General features: G+C 71.9%; 13 protein-coding genes and 1 pseudogene. 8 read left to right on the forward strand and 6 right to left on the reverse strand.

The window, feature by feature from the left end:
- Positions 1-71: 71 nt before the first annotated feature.
- The gene (locus DFJ66_RS18530) at positions 72-701 is read left to right on the forward strand and encodes an HdeD family acid-resistance protein (RefSeq protein ID WP_170199518.1); all 630 of its coding nucleotides are present in this window, start codon (positions 72-74) and stop codon (positions 699-701) included.
- A gap of 62 nt (positions 702-763) precedes the next feature.
- On the opposite strand, the gene DFJ66_RS18535 is transcribed toward DFJ66_RS18530, so the two are convergent.
- A complete protein-coding gene (locus tag DFJ66_RS18535; protein WP_121222732.1) occupies positions 764-2,479 on the reverse strand; it encodes an NAD+ synthase in 1,716 nt (571 codons plus the stop codon).
- Positions 2,480-2,552: 73 nt separating this feature from the next.
- Between DFJ66_RS18535 and DFJ66_RS18540 the strand changes: the two genes are divergently transcribed.
- The 3 genes from DFJ66_RS18540 to DFJ66_RS18550 are packed head-to-tail and all read left to right on the forward strand — an operon-like array spanning position 2,553 to position 5,223.
- Entirely contained in the window at positions 2,553-4,115 is a 1,563-nt protein-coding gene (locus DFJ66_RS18540; RefSeq protein WP_121222734.1) for an alpha/beta hydrolase, read from the forward strand.
- A gap of 12 nt (positions 4,116-4,127) precedes the next feature.
- Positions 4,128-4,661: a hypothetical protein gene (locus DFJ66_RS18545; RefSeq protein ID WP_121222736.1), complete on the forward strand. Its 534-nt coding sequence runs from the start codon at positions 4,128-4,130 to the stop codon at positions 4,659-4,661.
- Between the two features lie 19 nt (positions 4,662-4,680).
- Complete coding sequence (locus tag DFJ66_RS18550; protein ID WP_246029809.1) at positions 4,681-5,223, forward strand: hypothetical protein; 543 nt, start codon at positions 4,681-4,683, stop codon at positions 5,221-5,223.
- 4 nt (positions 5,224-5,227) lie between these two features.
- Here DFJ66_RS18550 and DFJ66_RS18555 read toward each other — a convergent pair whose 3' ends face one another.
- Positions 5,228-5,614 (reverse strand): DoxX family protein, encoded by a 387-nt coding sequence (locus DFJ66_RS18555; RefSeq protein WP_121222738.1) that lies wholly within the window; start codon positions 5,612-5,614, stop codon positions 5,228-5,230.
- Positions 5,615-5,703: 89 nt separating this feature from the next.
- The gene (locus DFJ66_RS18560) at positions 5,704-6,528 is read right to left on the reverse strand and encodes a helix-turn-helix transcriptional regulator (protein WP_121222740.1); all 825 of its coding nucleotides are present in this window, start codon (positions 6,526-6,528) and stop codon (positions 5,704-5,706) included.
- A gap of 104 nt (positions 6,529-6,632) precedes the next feature.
- Between DFJ66_RS18560 and DFJ66_RS18565 the strand changes: the two genes are divergently transcribed.
- A complete protein-coding gene (locus DFJ66_RS18565) occupies positions 6,633-7,382 on the forward strand; it encodes an SDR family oxidoreductase (RefSeq protein WP_121222742.1) in 750 nt (249 codons plus the stop codon).
- Between the two features lie 695 nt (positions 7,383-8,077).
- Here DFJ66_RS18565 and lysX read toward each other — a convergent pair.
- A pseudogene (gene lysX / locus DFJ66_RS18570) lies at positions 8,078-11,362 on the reverse strand (bifunctional lysylphosphatidylglycerol synthetase/lysine--tRNA ligase LysX); the annotation flags it as partial.
- Between the two features lie 26 nt (positions 11,363-11,388).
- Between lysX and DFJ66_RS43530 the strand changes: the two are divergent.
- From DFJ66_RS43530 to pip, 3 genes are all read left to right on the forward strand, one after another.
- Positions 11,389-12,201: an alpha/beta fold hydrolase gene (locus DFJ66_RS43530; protein ID WP_211351219.1), complete on the forward strand. Its 813-nt coding sequence runs from the start codon at positions 11,389-11,391 to the stop codon at positions 12,199-12,201.
- 130 nt (positions 12,202-12,331) lie between these two features.
- A complete protein-coding gene (gene panB / locus DFJ66_RS18580) occupies positions 12,332-13,192 on the forward strand; it encodes a 3-methyl-2-oxobutanoate hydroxymethyltransferase (RefSeq protein WP_121222746.1) in 861 nt (286 codons plus the stop codon).
- Positions 13,193-13,240: 48 nt separating this feature from the next.
- Complete coding sequence (gene pip, locus DFJ66_RS18585; protein ID WP_121222748.1) at positions 13,241-14,176, forward strand: prolyl aminopeptidase; 936 nt, start codon at positions 13,241-13,243, stop codon at positions 14,174-14,176.
- Here the strand turns inward: pip and DFJ66_RS18590 are convergent.
- Both DFJ66_RS18590 and DFJ66_RS18595 read right to left on the reverse strand, forming a co-directional pair.
- Positions 14,157-14,912, reverse strand: coding sequence for a helical backbone metal receptor (locus DFJ66_RS18590; protein ID WP_121222750.1), 756 nt, complete (start codon positions 14,910-14,912; stop codon positions 14,157-14,159). The two genes, pip and DFJ66_RS18590, sit on opposite strands and share 20 nt — an antisense overlap.
- Positions 14,912-16,327 (reverse strand): RNB domain-containing ribonuclease, encoded by a 1,416-nt coding sequence (locus tag DFJ66_RS18595; RefSeq protein WP_121222752.1) that lies wholly within the window; start codon positions 16,325-16,327, stop codon positions 14,912-14,914. Before DFJ66_RS18595 ends, DFJ66_RS18590 begins: the two co-directional genes overlap by 1 nt.
- Positions 16,328-16,336: the final 9 nt, after the last annotated feature.

Genomic DNA, 16,336 nt, shown 5'->3' on the forward strand with positions numbered 1-16,336 from the left:
GGTGGGGCCACTCGGGCGGGTGACGTGCGGTTTCCGCGCTGCGCGCCGGCGGGGAGGAGAAGAGGCTCGGGGTGGCGGATTCGGCCACGTTCGAGGAGGTGGGTGGGTTGGCGCACTTCGGGGCGGACGACGGGACACTGGCCGTACTGGGCCGGGCGAAGGCGTTGCGGATCACGTTCGGGGTGGTCACCGCGGCCATCGGCGTCGCGGTGCTGGTGTGGCCCGGGATCACGTTGCTGGCGGCGGCCGTGCTGTTCGGCGTCCAACTGCTGGTGACGGGGGTGTTCTGGCTGGTCAGCTCGTTCACCGCGCACACCTCCGGCGGTGGTTACCGGGTGCTGGTGGGCGTGGCCGGGCTGCTCGCGCTGCTCGGCGGCATCCTCGCGCTGCGGGCCCCGTTCCAGACGGTCGCGGTGCTCGCGCTGATCCTGGGTGCCACGTGGGTCGTCGGCGGGGTCGCCGAGGTGTTCCACGGGTTCGGGGGGAGCGGCTGGGCCGTGTTCTCCGGTGTGGTGACGCTGGTCGCCGGGATCGTGGTGCTGGTCGCGCCGCTGTCGAGCGCGGTGGCGCTGGCGTGGCTGCTCGGGATCGCGCTGGTGGTGCTGGGTGTGATCAGCATCGCCGGGGCGATGGCGGAGGGACGGGCCGCGAGCACGGCGACCCCGCGCACCACGGCCACGGGCACCACCGCGACCGCGTAGAGGGGCGGAGCGGGGAGGCGCGGCCGGTCGTCGGAAGTGGTGGCCGGCCGCGCCCCCGGCTGTCAGCCCTCGCGCCAGCCGTTGGTGATGGGCAGTCGGCGGTCGCGGCCGAAGGCCTTCAGGGTGATCTTCGTGCCCGGCGGGTACTGGCGGCGCTTGTACTCCGCCTTGTCCACCATGCGCAGCACGCGGTCCACGAGCTCGTGGTCGAAGCCCATCTCGATCAGGTCGTGGTAGCCCTTGTCGCCCTCGACGTAGTCGTCCAGCAGCGAGTCCAGCAGGTCGTAGTCCGGCAGCGAGTCGGTGTCCACCTGGCCCGGCCGCAGCTCCGCCGACGGCGGCTTGCTGATCGAGTTCTCCGGGATCGGCGGCTGCTCGCCCAGCTTCTCGGCCTGCGCGTTGCGCCACCGCGCCAGGTCCCACACCAGGGTCTTGAGCACGTCCTTGATCGGCGCGAACCCGCCAACGGCGTCGCCGTAGATGGTCGAGTACCCCACCGCCAGCTCGCTCTTGTTGCCGGTGGCCAGCACCAGGTGCCCGTGCTGGTTGGACAGGCCCATCAACGCGATGCCGCGGCACCGGGCCTGCACGTTCTCCTCCGCCAGCCCGGTCAAGCCGAGCTGGTCGACGAACACCTTCACCATGTCCGCGATCGGCTGCACCGAGTAGTGCAGGCCGGTCCGCTGGGCCAGGTCGTGGGCGTCGGACTTCGAGTGGTCCGACGAGTACACCGACGGCATGGACACGCAGTGCACCGAGTCCGCGCCCAGGGCGTCCACGGCCAGCGCCGCGACCACCGCCGAGTCGATGCCGCCCGAAAGCCCGAGCACGACCGACCGGAACCCGTTCTTGTGCACGTAGTCGCGCAGCCCGGTGACCAGCGCGTGCCACACCTCGGCCTCGTCGGACAGCGGCTCGGCGGCCTGCGGCGCGGGCAGCGGGTCGTAGGCGGGCAGCGGGTCCTCCGAGATCACCAGGCGGCGGACCTCGAAGCCCTCGAACTCCCCCGCCTCCCGGGACGCGCCGCCGGGCAGGTCCAGGTCCAGCACGACCAGGTGCTCCACGAACTGGGGCGCCCGGGTCAGCAGCTCGCCGTCCGCGCCGACCACGATCGTGTCGCCGTCGAACACCAGCTCGTCCTGCCCGCCGACGGTGTTCACGTACGCCAGCGGGGCCTTCGCCTCGGCCGCCCGGCGCGCGACCAGCGGCAGCCGCAGGTCGTCCTTGTTCCGCTCGTACGGGGACGCGTTGGGCGACACGACCAGGTCCACGCCGGCCGCGCCCAGCGCCGCGATCGGCCCGCCGTCCTGCCACAGGTCCTCGCAGATCACCATGCCGATCTCGAGGCCGTGCAGGCGGACGACGTCCAGGGTGTCGCCGGGCGTGAAGTAGCGGCGCTCGTCGAACACGCCGTAGTTGGGCAGGTGGTGCTTGAACTGCCGCGCGACCACCTCGCCGCCGTGCAGGACGGCGGCGGCGTTGCGCATGCCCCGCTCGTCGCGGTCCAGGTAGCCGACGAACACCGGCACGCCGCCCGCGCCCGCGTCGTCCAGCCGCCGGGCCAGCTCGACCAGGGCCTGCCGGGAGGCCGCCGCGAAGGACTCGCGCAGCGCCAGGTCCTCCACCGGGTAGCCGGTGAGCACCATCTCGGGGAACACGACGAGGTGGGCGCCCGCCTCGACGGCCTTGCGGGACCACTCGACGACCAGGTCGGCGTTGCCCGCCAGGTCGCCGACACAGGGGTTGACCTGGGCGAGGGCGAGTCGGAGCTGAGGCATGACGGCATTCTCGCTCACGCGGCGCACGAGCGGTGGACGTTGTGGCCGACGAGTCACACCTACGATCAGGGGTGTGCGCCGTTCCTTGATGCTCTTGCTCGCCGTGCCCGTGCTGGCCGCCTGCACGACGGTGGTGACGGGGTCACCCAGTCCGGGGACCGTGCTGGAGCAGCGCGGACCGGCCGGGACCGTGCCCTCGGGCCTGGAGCGGTTCTACGGGCAGCAGCTCGGGTGGGAGGACTGCGGCACCTACGCGACCACCGCCTCCACCCGCGGCCAGTACCGGAACAAGAAGAACATCGAGTGCGCGCGGCTCGAAGTGCCCCTGGACTACGCCAACCCCGGCGGCAAGACGATCACGGTCGGCCTGCTGCGGCAGAAGGCGTCCGGTGACCGGATCGGGTCGCTGATCATCAACCCGGGTGGTCCGGGCGGGTCGGGCATGTCGGCGGCGGCGAGCCTGGCCGGCACCGTGCGGGACACGCCGCTGGGCGAGCGGTTCGACTTCGTCGGCTTCGACCCGCGCGGCGTGGGCGCGAGCCAGCCGCAGGTGCGGTGCCTGACCGACGCCGAGCGGGACGCCGAGCGCCTGGACACCGACGTGGACACCTCCCCCGCCGGCATCCAGCAGACGGAGGCGGAGAACAAGACCTACGCCGAGAAGTGCGCGGCCACGACCGGCGCGGACTTCCTGGCCCACGTCGGCACCCGGGACGTCGTGCGGGACCTGGACGTCATGCGGTCGGCGCTGGGCGACGAGAAACTCACCTACCTGGGCTACTCGTACGGCACCTACATCGGTTCCCAGTACGCGGCGGCGTTCCCGGCCAACGTGCGGGCGCTGGTGCTCGACGGCGCGGTCGACCCGACCCAGAACCAGGTGGAGTCGCTGATCGCGCAGGCCGCCGGGTTCCAGCACGCGTTCGAGGCGTTCGCGCAGTGGTGCGCCAAGCGGCAGGACTGCTCGCTGGGCAAGGACCCGGCACAGGCCAGCAAGGCGTTCCGGGACCTGACCCTGCCGCTGGTGCAGCGGCCGGTGGACGTCGGTGACCGCAAGCTGTCCTACAACGACGCCATCACCGGCGCCATCCAGGCCATGTACAGCGAAGAGCTGTGGGCGCCGCTGAACTCGGGCCTGACGGAGCTGAAGAACAACCGGGGCGACACGTTGCTGAGCCTGGCCGACGCGTACTTCGACCGCGACCGCGAGGGCAAGTACTCGACCATCACCGACGCGTTCACCGCGATCAAGTGCGTGGACGAGCCGCGCGTGACCGACCGGGCGGTGCTGGACGACGTGGCCCGCCGGTACAAGGCCGCGGCCCCGTTCCTGGACGACGGCAACCCGCCGGTGGGCGCGCTGGACACGTGCGCCTTCTGGCCCGTGCCGCCGACCGTGGAGCAGGCCAAGCCGGTCTCCGGGCTGCCGCCGGTGCTGGTGATCTCCACGACCGGCGACCCGGCGACCCCGTACGAGGCGGGCGTGAACCTGGCCAAGGCGCTGGGCGGCGGGCTGCTGACCTACGAGGGCAACCAGCACACGGTCTACTTGCAGGGCAACGAGTGCGTGGACCCGATCGGCGACGACTACCTGATCGACCTGAAACTGCCCGCGCAGGGCAAGCGCTGCTCGTAGAGTGCGAGGGCGATGATCACCTACAAACACGTCGCCTTCGCCCTGCTGGACACCGGCCTGCTGACCCCGGACCGGGTGCGCGCGGTGCTGGACCGCTCCGCCGACCACCTGGACGAGCACCTCGACCCGCACGCGGTCGCGTTGGCGCTGGAGGACTTCGGCGTGGCGGTGTCGGTGCCCGTCGACGACGTCGGTGACCTGAAGGGCGCCTACGCGGATTTGTTGGCACAGGCCGCCGCGCTGACCGGGGGCGCGGTCACCGTGTCCGACGTCGTGCTGCACGAGGGCGAGTTCCCCTCCGACGGCGTCCGGGACGACGTGCTGGAGTTCGCGGTGAACGGCCGGACCGTGACCGTCGACGCCGAACACCGCTCCGACCGGCACGTCGACCACCTGGCGGCGACCGACGCGGTGGACGCCCTGGCCCCCGGCGACTCGCGGGCGTTCCACTACGTCGACTCCGGCGGTCCCGGCACGGTCCTGGTGCTCGCCACCCCCGAGCAGGCCCGGACCCTCGAAGACCACCTCGGCCTGAAACTCCACTAGACCGTAGGCTCCGGGACCGATGACGACTTTCGACGACGTGGCCGCCGCCCTGGTGGACGTGGGGTTGGTGACGGCCGAGCACGCACGGGCCGTGCTGGACAAGTACGCCGCCTACGACGACGGCCCGATGGACGGGTACTCGGTGGCGTGCGCGCTGGAGGAGTTCGGCGCGGCGGTGTCGGTGCACGCCGACGACGTGGACTACCTCGAAGAGTCCTATGAGGACTTGTTGACGCGGGCCGCCGCGCTGAGCGGTGGCGCGCTCACCGTCACCGACGTCCGGCTGCGCGAGGGCGAGTTCGAGGACGGGTCACGCGACGACGTGCTGGAGTTCGCGGTGAACGGCCGGGAGGTGTCGGTCACCGCCGAGCACTTCTCCGACGAGTACCTGGACCACATGGCGGCCTCCTTCGCCCTCTACGAACTGGTGCCCGGGGACGGGCGCCGGTTCCGGGACGTGCTGTTCGACCGGGAGCGCGGCCGGGGCTACGACTCGATCTTCACCCTGGTCACCGACGAGCAGGCGGCGGAACTGTCACGACGGCTGGGTGTGCGGATCTGATGCCTCACCCGGTGAAGGGCTCGACCACGAACCGGCCCCACACCACGAAGGCGAGCAGCGCCAGGTAGCCGAAGTCCACCGCGACCAGCTTGACCTCGCCGCGCCGGAACCGGGTGACCGCCGCGCCCACCATGATCACGCCCAACCCGATCGCCGCCACGGGCACCAACCCCGTCGCGATCCCGACCAAGGCGGGAAGGACCAGACCGAGCCCGCCCAGCAGCTCCAGCGCCCCGATCGCCTTCACGCCGCCGTCGCTCCAGTCCTCGACCCAGTGGCCGCTGTGCCCGCTCGCGTAGATCTTCTGCTTCGACATCACCAACTTGGCGGTGCCGCCGGCGACGTAGGCGAGGGCGAGCAGGCCGGTGACGATCCACAGCGCGATGTTCATGGCGTGCCTCCTGGTGTCTCGGGCGATTCGGCCTCAAGACACCGGCCGCCGCGGGACCCGTGACGCGATGTGGCGCGCGTCACCTCGGCTCAGGCGTCGACGGAGGCGGCCCAGCTCGCCAGCAGGCGCAGGCGTTCCTCGGTCGGCGAGCCCTCCTTGGCCGTGTAGACCGCGAGGTTCACGTCCGGGTCGCCGGGCAGCGCCAGCATCTCGTAGTCCAGGTCCAGGTCGCCGACGACCGGGTGGTGGAACAGCTTCGACCCGTGCGTCTTCTCCAGCACCGCGTGCTGCGCCCACAGCGTCCGGAACGTCTCGTCCTTCATCGACAGCTCCCCCACCAGCGCGGCCAGCCGCGGGTCGTCGGGGTGTCGGCCCGCGTCCAGGCGCAGCACGGCGACCGTGTCGGCGGCGACGGTCGGCCAGTCCCGGTAGAAGCGGCGGGCGTCGGGGTCCAGGAAGGCGTGCCGGGCGGCGTTGAACATGTCCGAGTCGAGCGAGTTGAAGTTGTAGAGGGCGCCGGCGAGGGCGTTCCACGCCAGCACGTCGGTGCGACGGCCCAGCACGAACGCCGGCGTGTGCTCCATCATGTCCAGCAGCCGGCGCAGGCCGGGCCGGATGCGCTGCGGCACGTGCTTGCGGGGCCGGTGCGGGCGGACCAGGTTGCGCAGGTGGGCGCGCTCGGTCTCGTCGAGCCGCAACACGCGCGCCACCGCGTCGAGGACCGCGTCCGACACGCTCGGGGTGCGGCCCTGCTCCAGCCGCATGTAGTAGTCCACGCTCACGCCCGCCAGCAGCGCCAACTCCTCCCGGCGCAACCCCGGGACCCGTCGCCGGCCACCGCCCGGCAACCCCACGTCGTCCGGCCGGACCCGCGCCCGGCGGGTGCGGAGGAACTCGCCCAGGTCGTGGTTCACGCGTTCCAGTATGGCCAACCGGCCGAGCCTGATCCTGGTCCTGCCAGACCTAGGGAAAACCGCGGCCTCCGGTCACCGGTTCGCGCCGCCCCAGTCTTGGTGCCATGACATACGACCTCACCAACCGCACCGCCGTCGTCACCGGCGCCGCCAGCGGCATCGGCGCGGAGACCGCCCTCGTCCTGGCCCGGTCCGGTGCCCGGGTCGCCCTGCTGGCCCGACGCGCCGACCGCCTCGCCGACCTGGCGGAGAAGATCAAGGCCGAAGGCGGGCAAGCGCTTGCGGTCGCCGCCGACGTCACCGGCGACCTGACCGACACCGCCGCCACCGTCCACGACGCCTTCGGCCGCGTGGACCTGGTCGTCAACAACGCGGGCGTCATGCTGGCCAACCCGATCGCCGCCGGCCGCACCGACGAGTGGCGCCGGATGATCGACACCAACATCACCGGCGTCCTCAACGTCATCCACACCTTCACGAAGGACCTCACCTCGGCGGCCGAGGAGGGCACGGCGGACCTGGTGAACATCTCGTCCATCGGCGCCCACCTGACCTTCCCGAACTTCGCCGTCTACACCGCCACCAAGGCGGCGGTCACCCACCTGTCGGCCAACCTGCGCACCGAGTTCGGGCCGCTGGGAGTCCGGGTGACCAACGTGGAGCCGGGGCTGACGGAGAGCGAGCTCGCGTCCCACGTGGACAACACCGAGGTGGTCGACGAGCTGACGACGTGGTTCGAAGGCGTCGGCCGGCTGACGGCGGCGGAGGTGGCCGACGTGGTGGCCTACGCGACCAGCCGGGCGCGGCACGTCAACCTGCGACAGATCATGGTGCTGCCGACCAAGCAGGTCTAACCCTGCCCGTGCCTTTCGGCGCGCGCAGCGCGCTGTCTGCCGTGGTGACCACCACAGGTGGAGGGCCTCGGTTCCCCCGCCGTATGGCCTGCCCGAAGGGCTACCACATTTTGGGTCGGGTGCAGCCGAAAGTTTTTGCGAGGAACGAGCAAAAAGTTTTAGCGGCACCCGGCCCAAAATGTGGTTGGCTCCGCCAGGCCATACGGCGGGGGAACCGACGCCCTTCACCCCCCGCTGGCGGCCTGCCGCGCGGCGAGCGCCGCTTTTGATCTTGAAAGCGCGCAGCGCGTTCGGCTTGAGAGCGAAGCGTTCCGGTTCAAAGCTCTTAAAAGCGAAAAGCGCCTCGCCGGCGGGCAGGCCACCAAAGATGACCCAACTGCCACTGCGGGGGCTTCTTGCTTTTGTCATCTCCGCATGGCCTGGCGGAGCCTACCACATTTTCCAGGGGTTGCCGCTAAAACTTTTGCTCGTTCCTCGCAAAACTTTCGGCTGCAACCCCTGGAAAATGTGGTAGCCCTTCGGGCAGGCCATACGGAGATGACAAAAGCAAGAAGCCCAAGTTGGGTTGTGTCCTCACCGGTGGACTGCCACCCGGCAAAGCGGGTGGGCTGCCACCCGGCAGAGCGGGTGGACTGCCGCCCGGCAAAGGGGGTGGACTGCGGCTCGCCGGCTTCGCGAAAGCTGCGCTGCGGGGGCTAGGTCGGGCGGACGAAGGGGAACAGGACTGTTTGGCGGATGGATGTGCCGGTGAGCATCATCAGTACTCGGTCCACGCCCATCCCCAGACCGCCGGTCGGGGGCATTCCGTGTTCCAGGGCGTTGAGGAAGTCCTCGTCCAGTTCCATCGCCTCGACGTCACCGCTGGCCGCCTTCAGGGACTGGGCTTCCAGTCTGCGCCGCTGTTCCAAGGGGTCGGTCAGTTCCGAGTACGCCGTGCCGATCTCCGCGCCGAAGGCCACCAGGTCCCAGCGTTCGGCCAGGCGGGGGTCGGTGCGGTGCTGGCGGGTCAGGGGGGAGACCGAGGTGGGGAAGTCCGTGTAGAAGGTCGGTTCTGCGGTTCTCGGCTCGACCAGCTTGTCGTAGGCCTCGAGGATCACCTGGCCGTGGTCCAGTTCGTCTTCGACGTGGATGCCTTGGGCGGCAAGGAGTGCTCGCAGGTCTTCGACCGGGGTGTCGGGGGTGATGTCGGTGTTCAAGGCGCGGGACACCGCTGTGTGCACCGGGACGATCGGCCACTCCCCCGAGATGTCGACCTCCGTCCCGTCGCGCACGGCGATTTGCTTTCCGTGTGCCGCAACGGCTGCGTGCTGCACCAGTTCGCGCATGAGGTGCAGCATGGTGGTGTAGTCGGCGTATGCCTGGTACGCCTCCAGCATCGTGAACTCGGGGTTGTGGGTGGCGTCCGCGCCCTCGTTGCGGAAGTTGCGGTTCAGTTCGAAGACCCTGTCCACGCCGGCCACGCACAAGCGCTTCAGGTACAGCTCGGGTGCGATGCGCAGGTACATCCGCATGTCGTAGGCGTTGATGTGGGTGACGAACGGCCTGGCGTTCGCACCGCCGTGGACGGTCTGGAGCATCGGGGTTTCGACTTCCAGGTATCCCCGTGCGTGCAGGAAGTCCCGGATGCCGCGCACCACGTCGCTGCGCACCCGCAGCATCCGCGCCGAGTCCGGGTTCACCACCAGGTCCAGGTACCGGCGGCGGACACGGGCCTCCGGGTCGGCCAGGCCCTTCCGCTTGTCCGGCAACGGGTGCAGGCACTTCGCGGTGACGGTCCAGGAGTCGGCCAGGACGGACAGTTCGCCGCGTCGCGACCTGGTCACCTCGCCGCGCACGCCGACGTGGTCGCCCAGGTCCACGCCCGCCTTGAACGCGGCCAAGCCCTGCGCGCCGAGGTGTTCGGTGTCGAGCATCAGTTGGAGTTCGCCGCTGGCGTCCCGGATCCGCGCGAAGCACAGGCCGCCCAGCTCGCGGAGGGCGATCACGCGGCCGGTGACCGAGAGGGTTTCGCCGAAGCGGTCGGGGACCTCGGACAGGAGGCAGTCGCGGGGGAAGTCGACCGGGTACGGGTCGATGCCCTCCTCGCGCAGGCGGTCGAGCTTGGCGATGCGCACGCGGACCTGTTCGGGGCGGCGGACCTGCTTGGGTTCCGGTTTGAGCGCGTCGATCTCGGCGACGGCGGCGGCGAAGCTCGCTCCGGTGGTCTCGTGGCGCAGGGCCCGGACGGAGCCGCGTTTGAACAGCGAGCGCAGGCTGGGCACGAAACCCTCGGCGATGCCGGCGGCCATGCTCACGCGGGGCAGGTGGCGGGTCCGGGCGTAGCACAGGAACCGGGGCACCCAGTCCGGGTGGTACTTGGCGTTGGACCGGTAGAGCGACTCCAACTGGAAGAACCTCGACGCCAGGCTGAGCACCCGCCGCCACGCGCGCAGCACGGGTCCCGCGCCGATCTTCTCGCCCTCCTCGAACACCGCGCGGAACATGGCGAAGTTCAGCGAGATGCGCTGCACGCCCAAGCGGCCCGCGGCGTCGGCGAGCGCGGCGACCATGTACTCGTTGAGGCCGTTCTCGGCGGACCGGTCGCGGCGCATGAGGTCCAGCGACACGCCTCGGCGTCCCCACGGCACGAACGACAGCAGGCCGCGCAGGTCGCCGCCGGCGTCGTACGCCTCGACCATCACGCACCGGCCGTCGGTCGGGTCGCCGAGCCGGCCCAGGGCCATGGAGAACCCGCGTTCGGTCTCCGCGCCGCGCCACCGCTGCGCCAGGTCGAGCAGGGACGCCATCTCCTCGGGCGGGATCTCCGCGTGCCGCCGGACCCGGGCGGTGTAGCCGGCGCGTTCGACGCGGCTGACCGCCTGCCGCACGGCCCGCCGTTCGGGACCGGCCAGGCTGAACTCGCGGACGTCCAGCACGGCCTCGTCGCCGATCTCCAGCGCCTTGAGCCCCGCCGCCGCGTAGACGTGGGCGCCGCGTTCGCTCGCACCCAGGACGCCGGGCATCCACCCGTACCGGCGGGCCTCGGCGAGCCACGCGGCGACCGCGAGCGGCCATGCGTCCTCGTCGCCGATCGGGTCGCCGCTGGCCAGGGTCGTGCCGGCGAGCACCCGGTAGGTCAGGGCGGCGCGGCCGTTGTCGGCGAAGACGACGGACTTGTCGCGGCGGGTGGCGAAGTAGCCCAGCGAGTCGGGTTCGCCGTGCGCGGCCAGCAGCCGTCGGACGGTCAGTTCCTCGGTGTCGTCGAGCAGCCGGCTGGACCGCTCCCCGCGGAAGAACACGTACAGGGAGGCGATCGCGACGACGGTCCCGGCGAGCCCGAGGACCACGCTCAGCCAGTCCGGTCCCTCGCCGACCCCGGCCCGGCCCAGCGGCAGCACCTCGCCGGTGACCTGGTTGGCCGCCCAGAGGAACTTCTCCCACCAGTCGATGAGCGTGCCCGGGAAGACCTCGGTCACGCCCCAGCCGACCAGGCACGCCAGCACCATCCCGACCAGGAACAGCGTGAGCGCCTGCCGCCACGCCCCGCGCACCAGCCGAGCCGGGAACGCCGGCCGCAGCGACCACAGGAACGCCAGGATCACCGCGGACGCCAGCGCGCCGCCGCCGATGTAGGTGGCGACCTCCACCCAGTCCACGCCCGGCTCGTCCAACCCCATGAACTCGCTCGGGTCGACCAGGTAGACCAGCAGCACCACCAGCGTCACGCCCAGGCCGAGCGCCTCGAACAGCAGCAGCGTCCACAGGGCGGCCTGCTTGCGCCGCCGCGCCGCCGCGCCCAGCACCAGCAGCACCAGCGCGATGAACAGGTTGGCGTCCACCGGCAGGCCCAGCCAGTAGGCCACGATGAAGATGGCCCCGGCGAGGTCGGACTCCTCGTCGATCACCAGCAGGAGGAGGGACGCCAGCCCCGCGAGCTGCACGACCGTCGCCACGACACCCGCCGCGCGCCACTTCCAGCCGGTGACCGCCACGACCCACGCACCTTTCGAGGAGAGCCTTGCGCACCATGATCGCCTCCCTGGCCGGGGACGTGCATGTCCAGGCCACCGGGCGTGTCGGGAGCGGGCCGGCGGTGGTGCTCGCGGGCGGCTTGGGTGCCGCGTGGTTCGACTGGGACGCCGTGGTGGCGCTGCTCGCGCCGCACGCCCGGGTGCTCGTCTACGACCGGCCCGGCACCGGGGACAGCGGTCCGGCGTTGGCGCCGGCCACGCTGGCCCGGGAGGTGGCCGTGCTGGACGCGGTGCTGGCCGGCGTGTCGGACGTGGTGCTGGTCGGGCACTCGATGGCGACCCTGCACGTCGAGGCGTGGGCGCGGCTGCGGGCAGGGCGGGTGCGCGGGGTGGTGCTGGTCGACCCGGACCCCGAGGTGCCCGGCGCGGGCCGGCCGTTCGACCTGTCCGCCCTGGTCGCGCGGTGGGTGCTGCGGCTGGGACTGGACGGGGTGGTCGCGCGGCACGGGCTGCGGCTGCGGCGCTGGGCGGTGACCGGGTCCACGCTCGGGCGCAGCGACCGGGCCGACCCCGAGCTCGTGCGGCGGGTGTACGGGCGGCCCTCGGTGGCACGGGCCGTGCTGGACGAGCTGGCCTCCTACCCCGGGCAGGTGGCCGCGCTGGAGCGGCTGCGCGCGTTCCGGCCGCTGCCGCACGTGCCGTTCACCGTGCTCACGGCCGGGCGGCGGGTGTTCCCCGAGCACCTGGCGCTGGCCGGGCAGGTGCCGTGGGGCACGAACGTGCTGGTCCCGGGCAGCCGGCACATGGTGCCGGTGGACCGGCCGGACGCCGTGGCGCTGGCGGTGCTCAAGGCGCTGCGCGGGGTGTGAGGTCGGCGCGGTGTGAGGTCACTCGCACACCGCGCACAACGTCGGGTTCCGGTGTCACGCTGTCCGGGTAACCGTGCAACAAGGCCCGGAGACCCGCGACGGAGCGGGCTTCGAGGGAGGACGGTCGACGATGACCTCTGCCGAGGTAACCGCGCCTTATGGCACCGGAGCCACCAAGGCACCGGCGGGACCGGCGAAGAAGGTCCGCATCCACCACTTGCGGGAGCTGAAGGAACGCGGCGAGCCGTGGCCCATGCTCACCGCCTACGACATGTACACCGCCGAGCTGTTCGACGAGGCCGGCATCCCCGTGCTGCTCGTCGGCGACTCGGCGTCGAACAACGTCTACGGGTACGACACGTCCCTGCCGGTCACCGTGGACGAGCTGATCCCGCTGGTCCGGGGCGTCACCCGGTCGGTGAAGCGGGCGCTGGTCGTGGCCGACCTGCCCTTCGGCTCCTACCAGGTGTCGGTCGAGCAGGCCGTGGCGACCGCGGTCCGGTTCATGAAGGAAGGCCGCGCGCACGCGGTCAAGCTGGAGGGCGGCCGGCACTTCGCGCCGCACATCGAGGCCATCGTGCGAGCCGGCATCCCCGTGATGGCGCACATCGGGTTCACCCCGCAGAGCGAGCACCAGCTGGGTGGCTACCGGGTGCAGGGCCGCAACGACGCCTTCGACACGGTGGTGGCCGACGCGCACGCGGTGCAGGAGGCCGGTGCGTTCGCGGTCGTGCTGGAGATGGTGACCGCCGAGGTGGCCAAGCAGATCACGCACGACCTGGTCATCCCGACCGTCGGCATCGGCGCCGGGCCGGACACCGACGCCCAGGTGCTGGTGTGGCAGGACATGCTGGGCCTGCGCCGCGGCAAGGCGCCGAAGTTCGTCAAGCGGTACGCCAACATGGCGGACGTGATGCTCGGTGCGGCGCGCGAGTTCGCCGCCGAGGTCAAGGCCCACCAGTTCCCCGGGCCGGAGCACACCTTCCACTGATCGTGGTTGACCGGTGACCGTCGGTCGGCGTCGGGCAGAGTAGGGGTCATGTACCCCGAGATCGAGCCCTACGACCAGGGCCTGCTCGACGTCGGCGACGGGCACCGCGTCTACTGGGAGGTCTGCGGCAACCCCTACGGCAAGCCCGTGGTGTTCCTGCACGGCGGACCCGGCGGGGGCAGCGCGCCCGCGCACCGGCGGCTGTTCGACCCGAACGCGTACCGGATCGTGCTGATCGACCAGCGCGGGTGCGGCCGGTCGGTGCCGCACGCCGGTGAACCCGGTGCGGACCTGTCGGCGAACACGACGTGGCACCTGGTGACGGACCTGGAGGTCGTGCGCGAGCACCTCGGGGTCGACCGGTGGCAGGTGTTCGGCGGGTCGTGGGGCAGCACGCTGGCGCTGGCGTACGCGCAGACCCACCCCGAGCGGGTGACCGAGCTGGTGTTGCGCGGGATCTTCACCCTGCGGCAGCGGGAGCTGGACTGGTACTACGGCGGTGGGGCCGGGTTCCTGTTCCCCGAGCGGTGGTCGCGGGTGGTCGAGCTGGCGCCGGACGGCGACGTGATCGGGACGTACGCCCGGCTGCTGCACGACCCGGACCCGGCGGTGGCCGAGGCGGCGGCGGTGGCGTGGAGCGTGTGGGAGGCCGCGACCGTCACCCTGGTCGAGCGGCCCGAGCTGGTGGCGGCGTTCGCGCAGCCCCGGTACGCGCTGGCGTTCGCCCGGATCGAGAACCACTACTTCGTCCACCGGGGGTGGTTGGAGGAGGGGCAGCTGCTGCGCGACGCCGGGAAGCTGGCCGGCATTCCCGGGGTGATCGTGCAGGGGCGCTACGACATCGCCACGCCCGCGACGACGGCGTGGGAGCTGCACCGGGCGTGGCCGGGGTCCGAGCTGGTGGTGGTGCCCGACGCGGGGCACGCCTACGACGAGCCGGGGATCCTGAAAGCGCTGGTGGCGGCTACCGACCGGTTCCGCTGAGCGCCTTCTCCAGGGCGGGCCGCGCTTCGACCAGCGCCGGGCCGTACCAGGTCAGGAAGCGGCCGGATACGTGGACCGCGCGGGTGCCGGGGAAGAACTGCGGACCGTCGTCCGGGGTGAACAGGTACGGCTCGTCGGGGAGCACCACCAGGTCCACCTTGGTGGCCTGCAGTTCCTCCAGGGTCGGGCGCGGGTAGCGCTCGGCGTGGTCGGCGTAGGCGTTGAGCACGCCCAGGCGGCGCAGGACGTCACCCGCGAAGGTGTCCCGGCCGACCACGACCCACGGCTTGCGCCACACCGGGACGATCGCGCGGGCGCGGGGCTGCTCGACGTGCCGCCACAGGTTCTCGGCCTTGACCAGCCAGTCGGGTTCGACGTCCCAGGCGGTGCCGAACAGCCGGCGCAGCGAACCCAGGGCGGCGGGGACCGACGCGGGCGCGGCCATCACCCAGACGGGGATGCCGTTGGCGCGCAGGCGTTCGACGTCCTGGGGGCGGTTCTCCTCGCTGTTGGCCAGGACGAGGTCGGGCTGGAGACCGATCACCTGGTCGACGTGCGGGTACTTCGAGCCGCCCACCCGGTCGACCTCCAGGCCCTCCGGGTGCGTGCAGTAGTCGGTGGCGCCGACGAGCACGCTCGGGTCCACCGCCTCGGTGAGGGAAGGCACCAGGCTGACCACGCGGCGCGGCGGCCCCGGCAGCGGGACCGGTTCGCCCAGGTCGTCGACGGGGAGCATCAGTCCGCCACGCGGGTGAAGGCCACCTTGCGGCGGTCCGGGTCGGCCTCGGTCAGGCGGACCTTGATCCGCTCGCCTTCCGGCAGGTCCTCGCCGGTACACCGGCCCATGACCGGCGGGTCGGCGACGAACACGTCCGCACCGGAGTTCTCCGCGCGCAGCACCACGGCCTCGAAGTCCTGGCCCACGCGGTCGGCCAGCACCCAGGCCTCCACCTGGTCCAGGCAGGCGCGCTCGACCTTGCTCGCGAGCGTGTCGCTGCCGCCCATCAGGCCCGGGAGCAGCGGCAACGCCCGGCGCAGCCAGTCCGGGACCTCCTGCCCGGCGGTCACCGCCAGGCACACCTCGGTCGCGAACCGGTCCACCAGGCGGCGCAGCGGGGCGGTCACGTGCGTGTACGGGGCGGCCACGCCGGCGTGCGTGGTGACCGGCGGGATCTCGCCGTCGAACGCCGTGTAACCGGCGCCCCGGAGGAGTCTCGTGGCGTCCACGAACAGGGCCAGCGACTCCGGCCGGCTCGGGTCGAGGCTCGCCAGGAGCCTCGCCGGGGTCGTGCCCTCGGGCCACGGGACGCCGAGGGCGTGGGCCGAACGCTTGAGGGCGTCCACCGCGCCGTCGTCCGCGTCGGGGAGGGTGCGCAGGACGCCGACCTCGGCTTCCAGCATGATCTTGGCTGCGGACATGCCGGTGAGGAGCGAGATCTCGGCGTTCCAGGAGTCGACGTCCACGCGCGGGCGGACGACGAGCTTCCAGTCGCCGTCGCCGTTCGGGACGATCTCCTGCTCGGGGAGCTGGAGCTCGACCGCACCCCGTTCGGCGGCCCGCTCCCGACGCAGGCGGCCGAAGTCGGCCAAGGCCTCGATGGACGGGTGCGGGTTCTTGGCGTCGAAGGAGCGCTGGACGGTTTCGTAGTCCAGTTGGGCGGTGGAGCGGACCATGGCCCGGCGGACGCGGACGTCGGTGGGTTCGCCGGTGCGGTCGCAGTCGAAGGTCCACAGGACGGCCGGGCGGGTCTGGCCCGGCAGGAGGCTCGCCGCGCCCTCGGACAGGACCGTCGGGTGCAGCGGCACGTTGCCGTCCGGCAGGTAGAGCGTCTGGCCACGGCGGCGGACCTCGGCGTCCAGGGCTCCGTCCGGGACGACGAACAGGCCCAGGTCGGCGATCGCGTAGTGGACGCGGAAGCCGTTCGGTCGGCGTTCGAGGAGGACGGCCTGGTCGAGGTCCTTGGCGCCCGGCGGGTCGATCGTGACGAACGGCAGACCGGTGGCGTCCTCCCGGGACCCGGGCGCGCGGGACAGCGCCTGCTCGGCCTCCGCGAGCGCGGCGGCCGGGAACTCGGTGGGCAGGCCGAACTCGGCCCGGATGCCGCTGAAGTCCAGGTCCGCCCTGCCGGTGCGGATCACCAAGGAGGCCACGGGTGCACC

This window comes from Saccharothrix variisporea (genome assembly GCF_003634995.1).
GTDB lineage: Bacteria > Actinomycetota > Actinomycetes > Mycobacteriales > Pseudonocardiaceae > Actinosynnema > Actinosynnema variisporeum.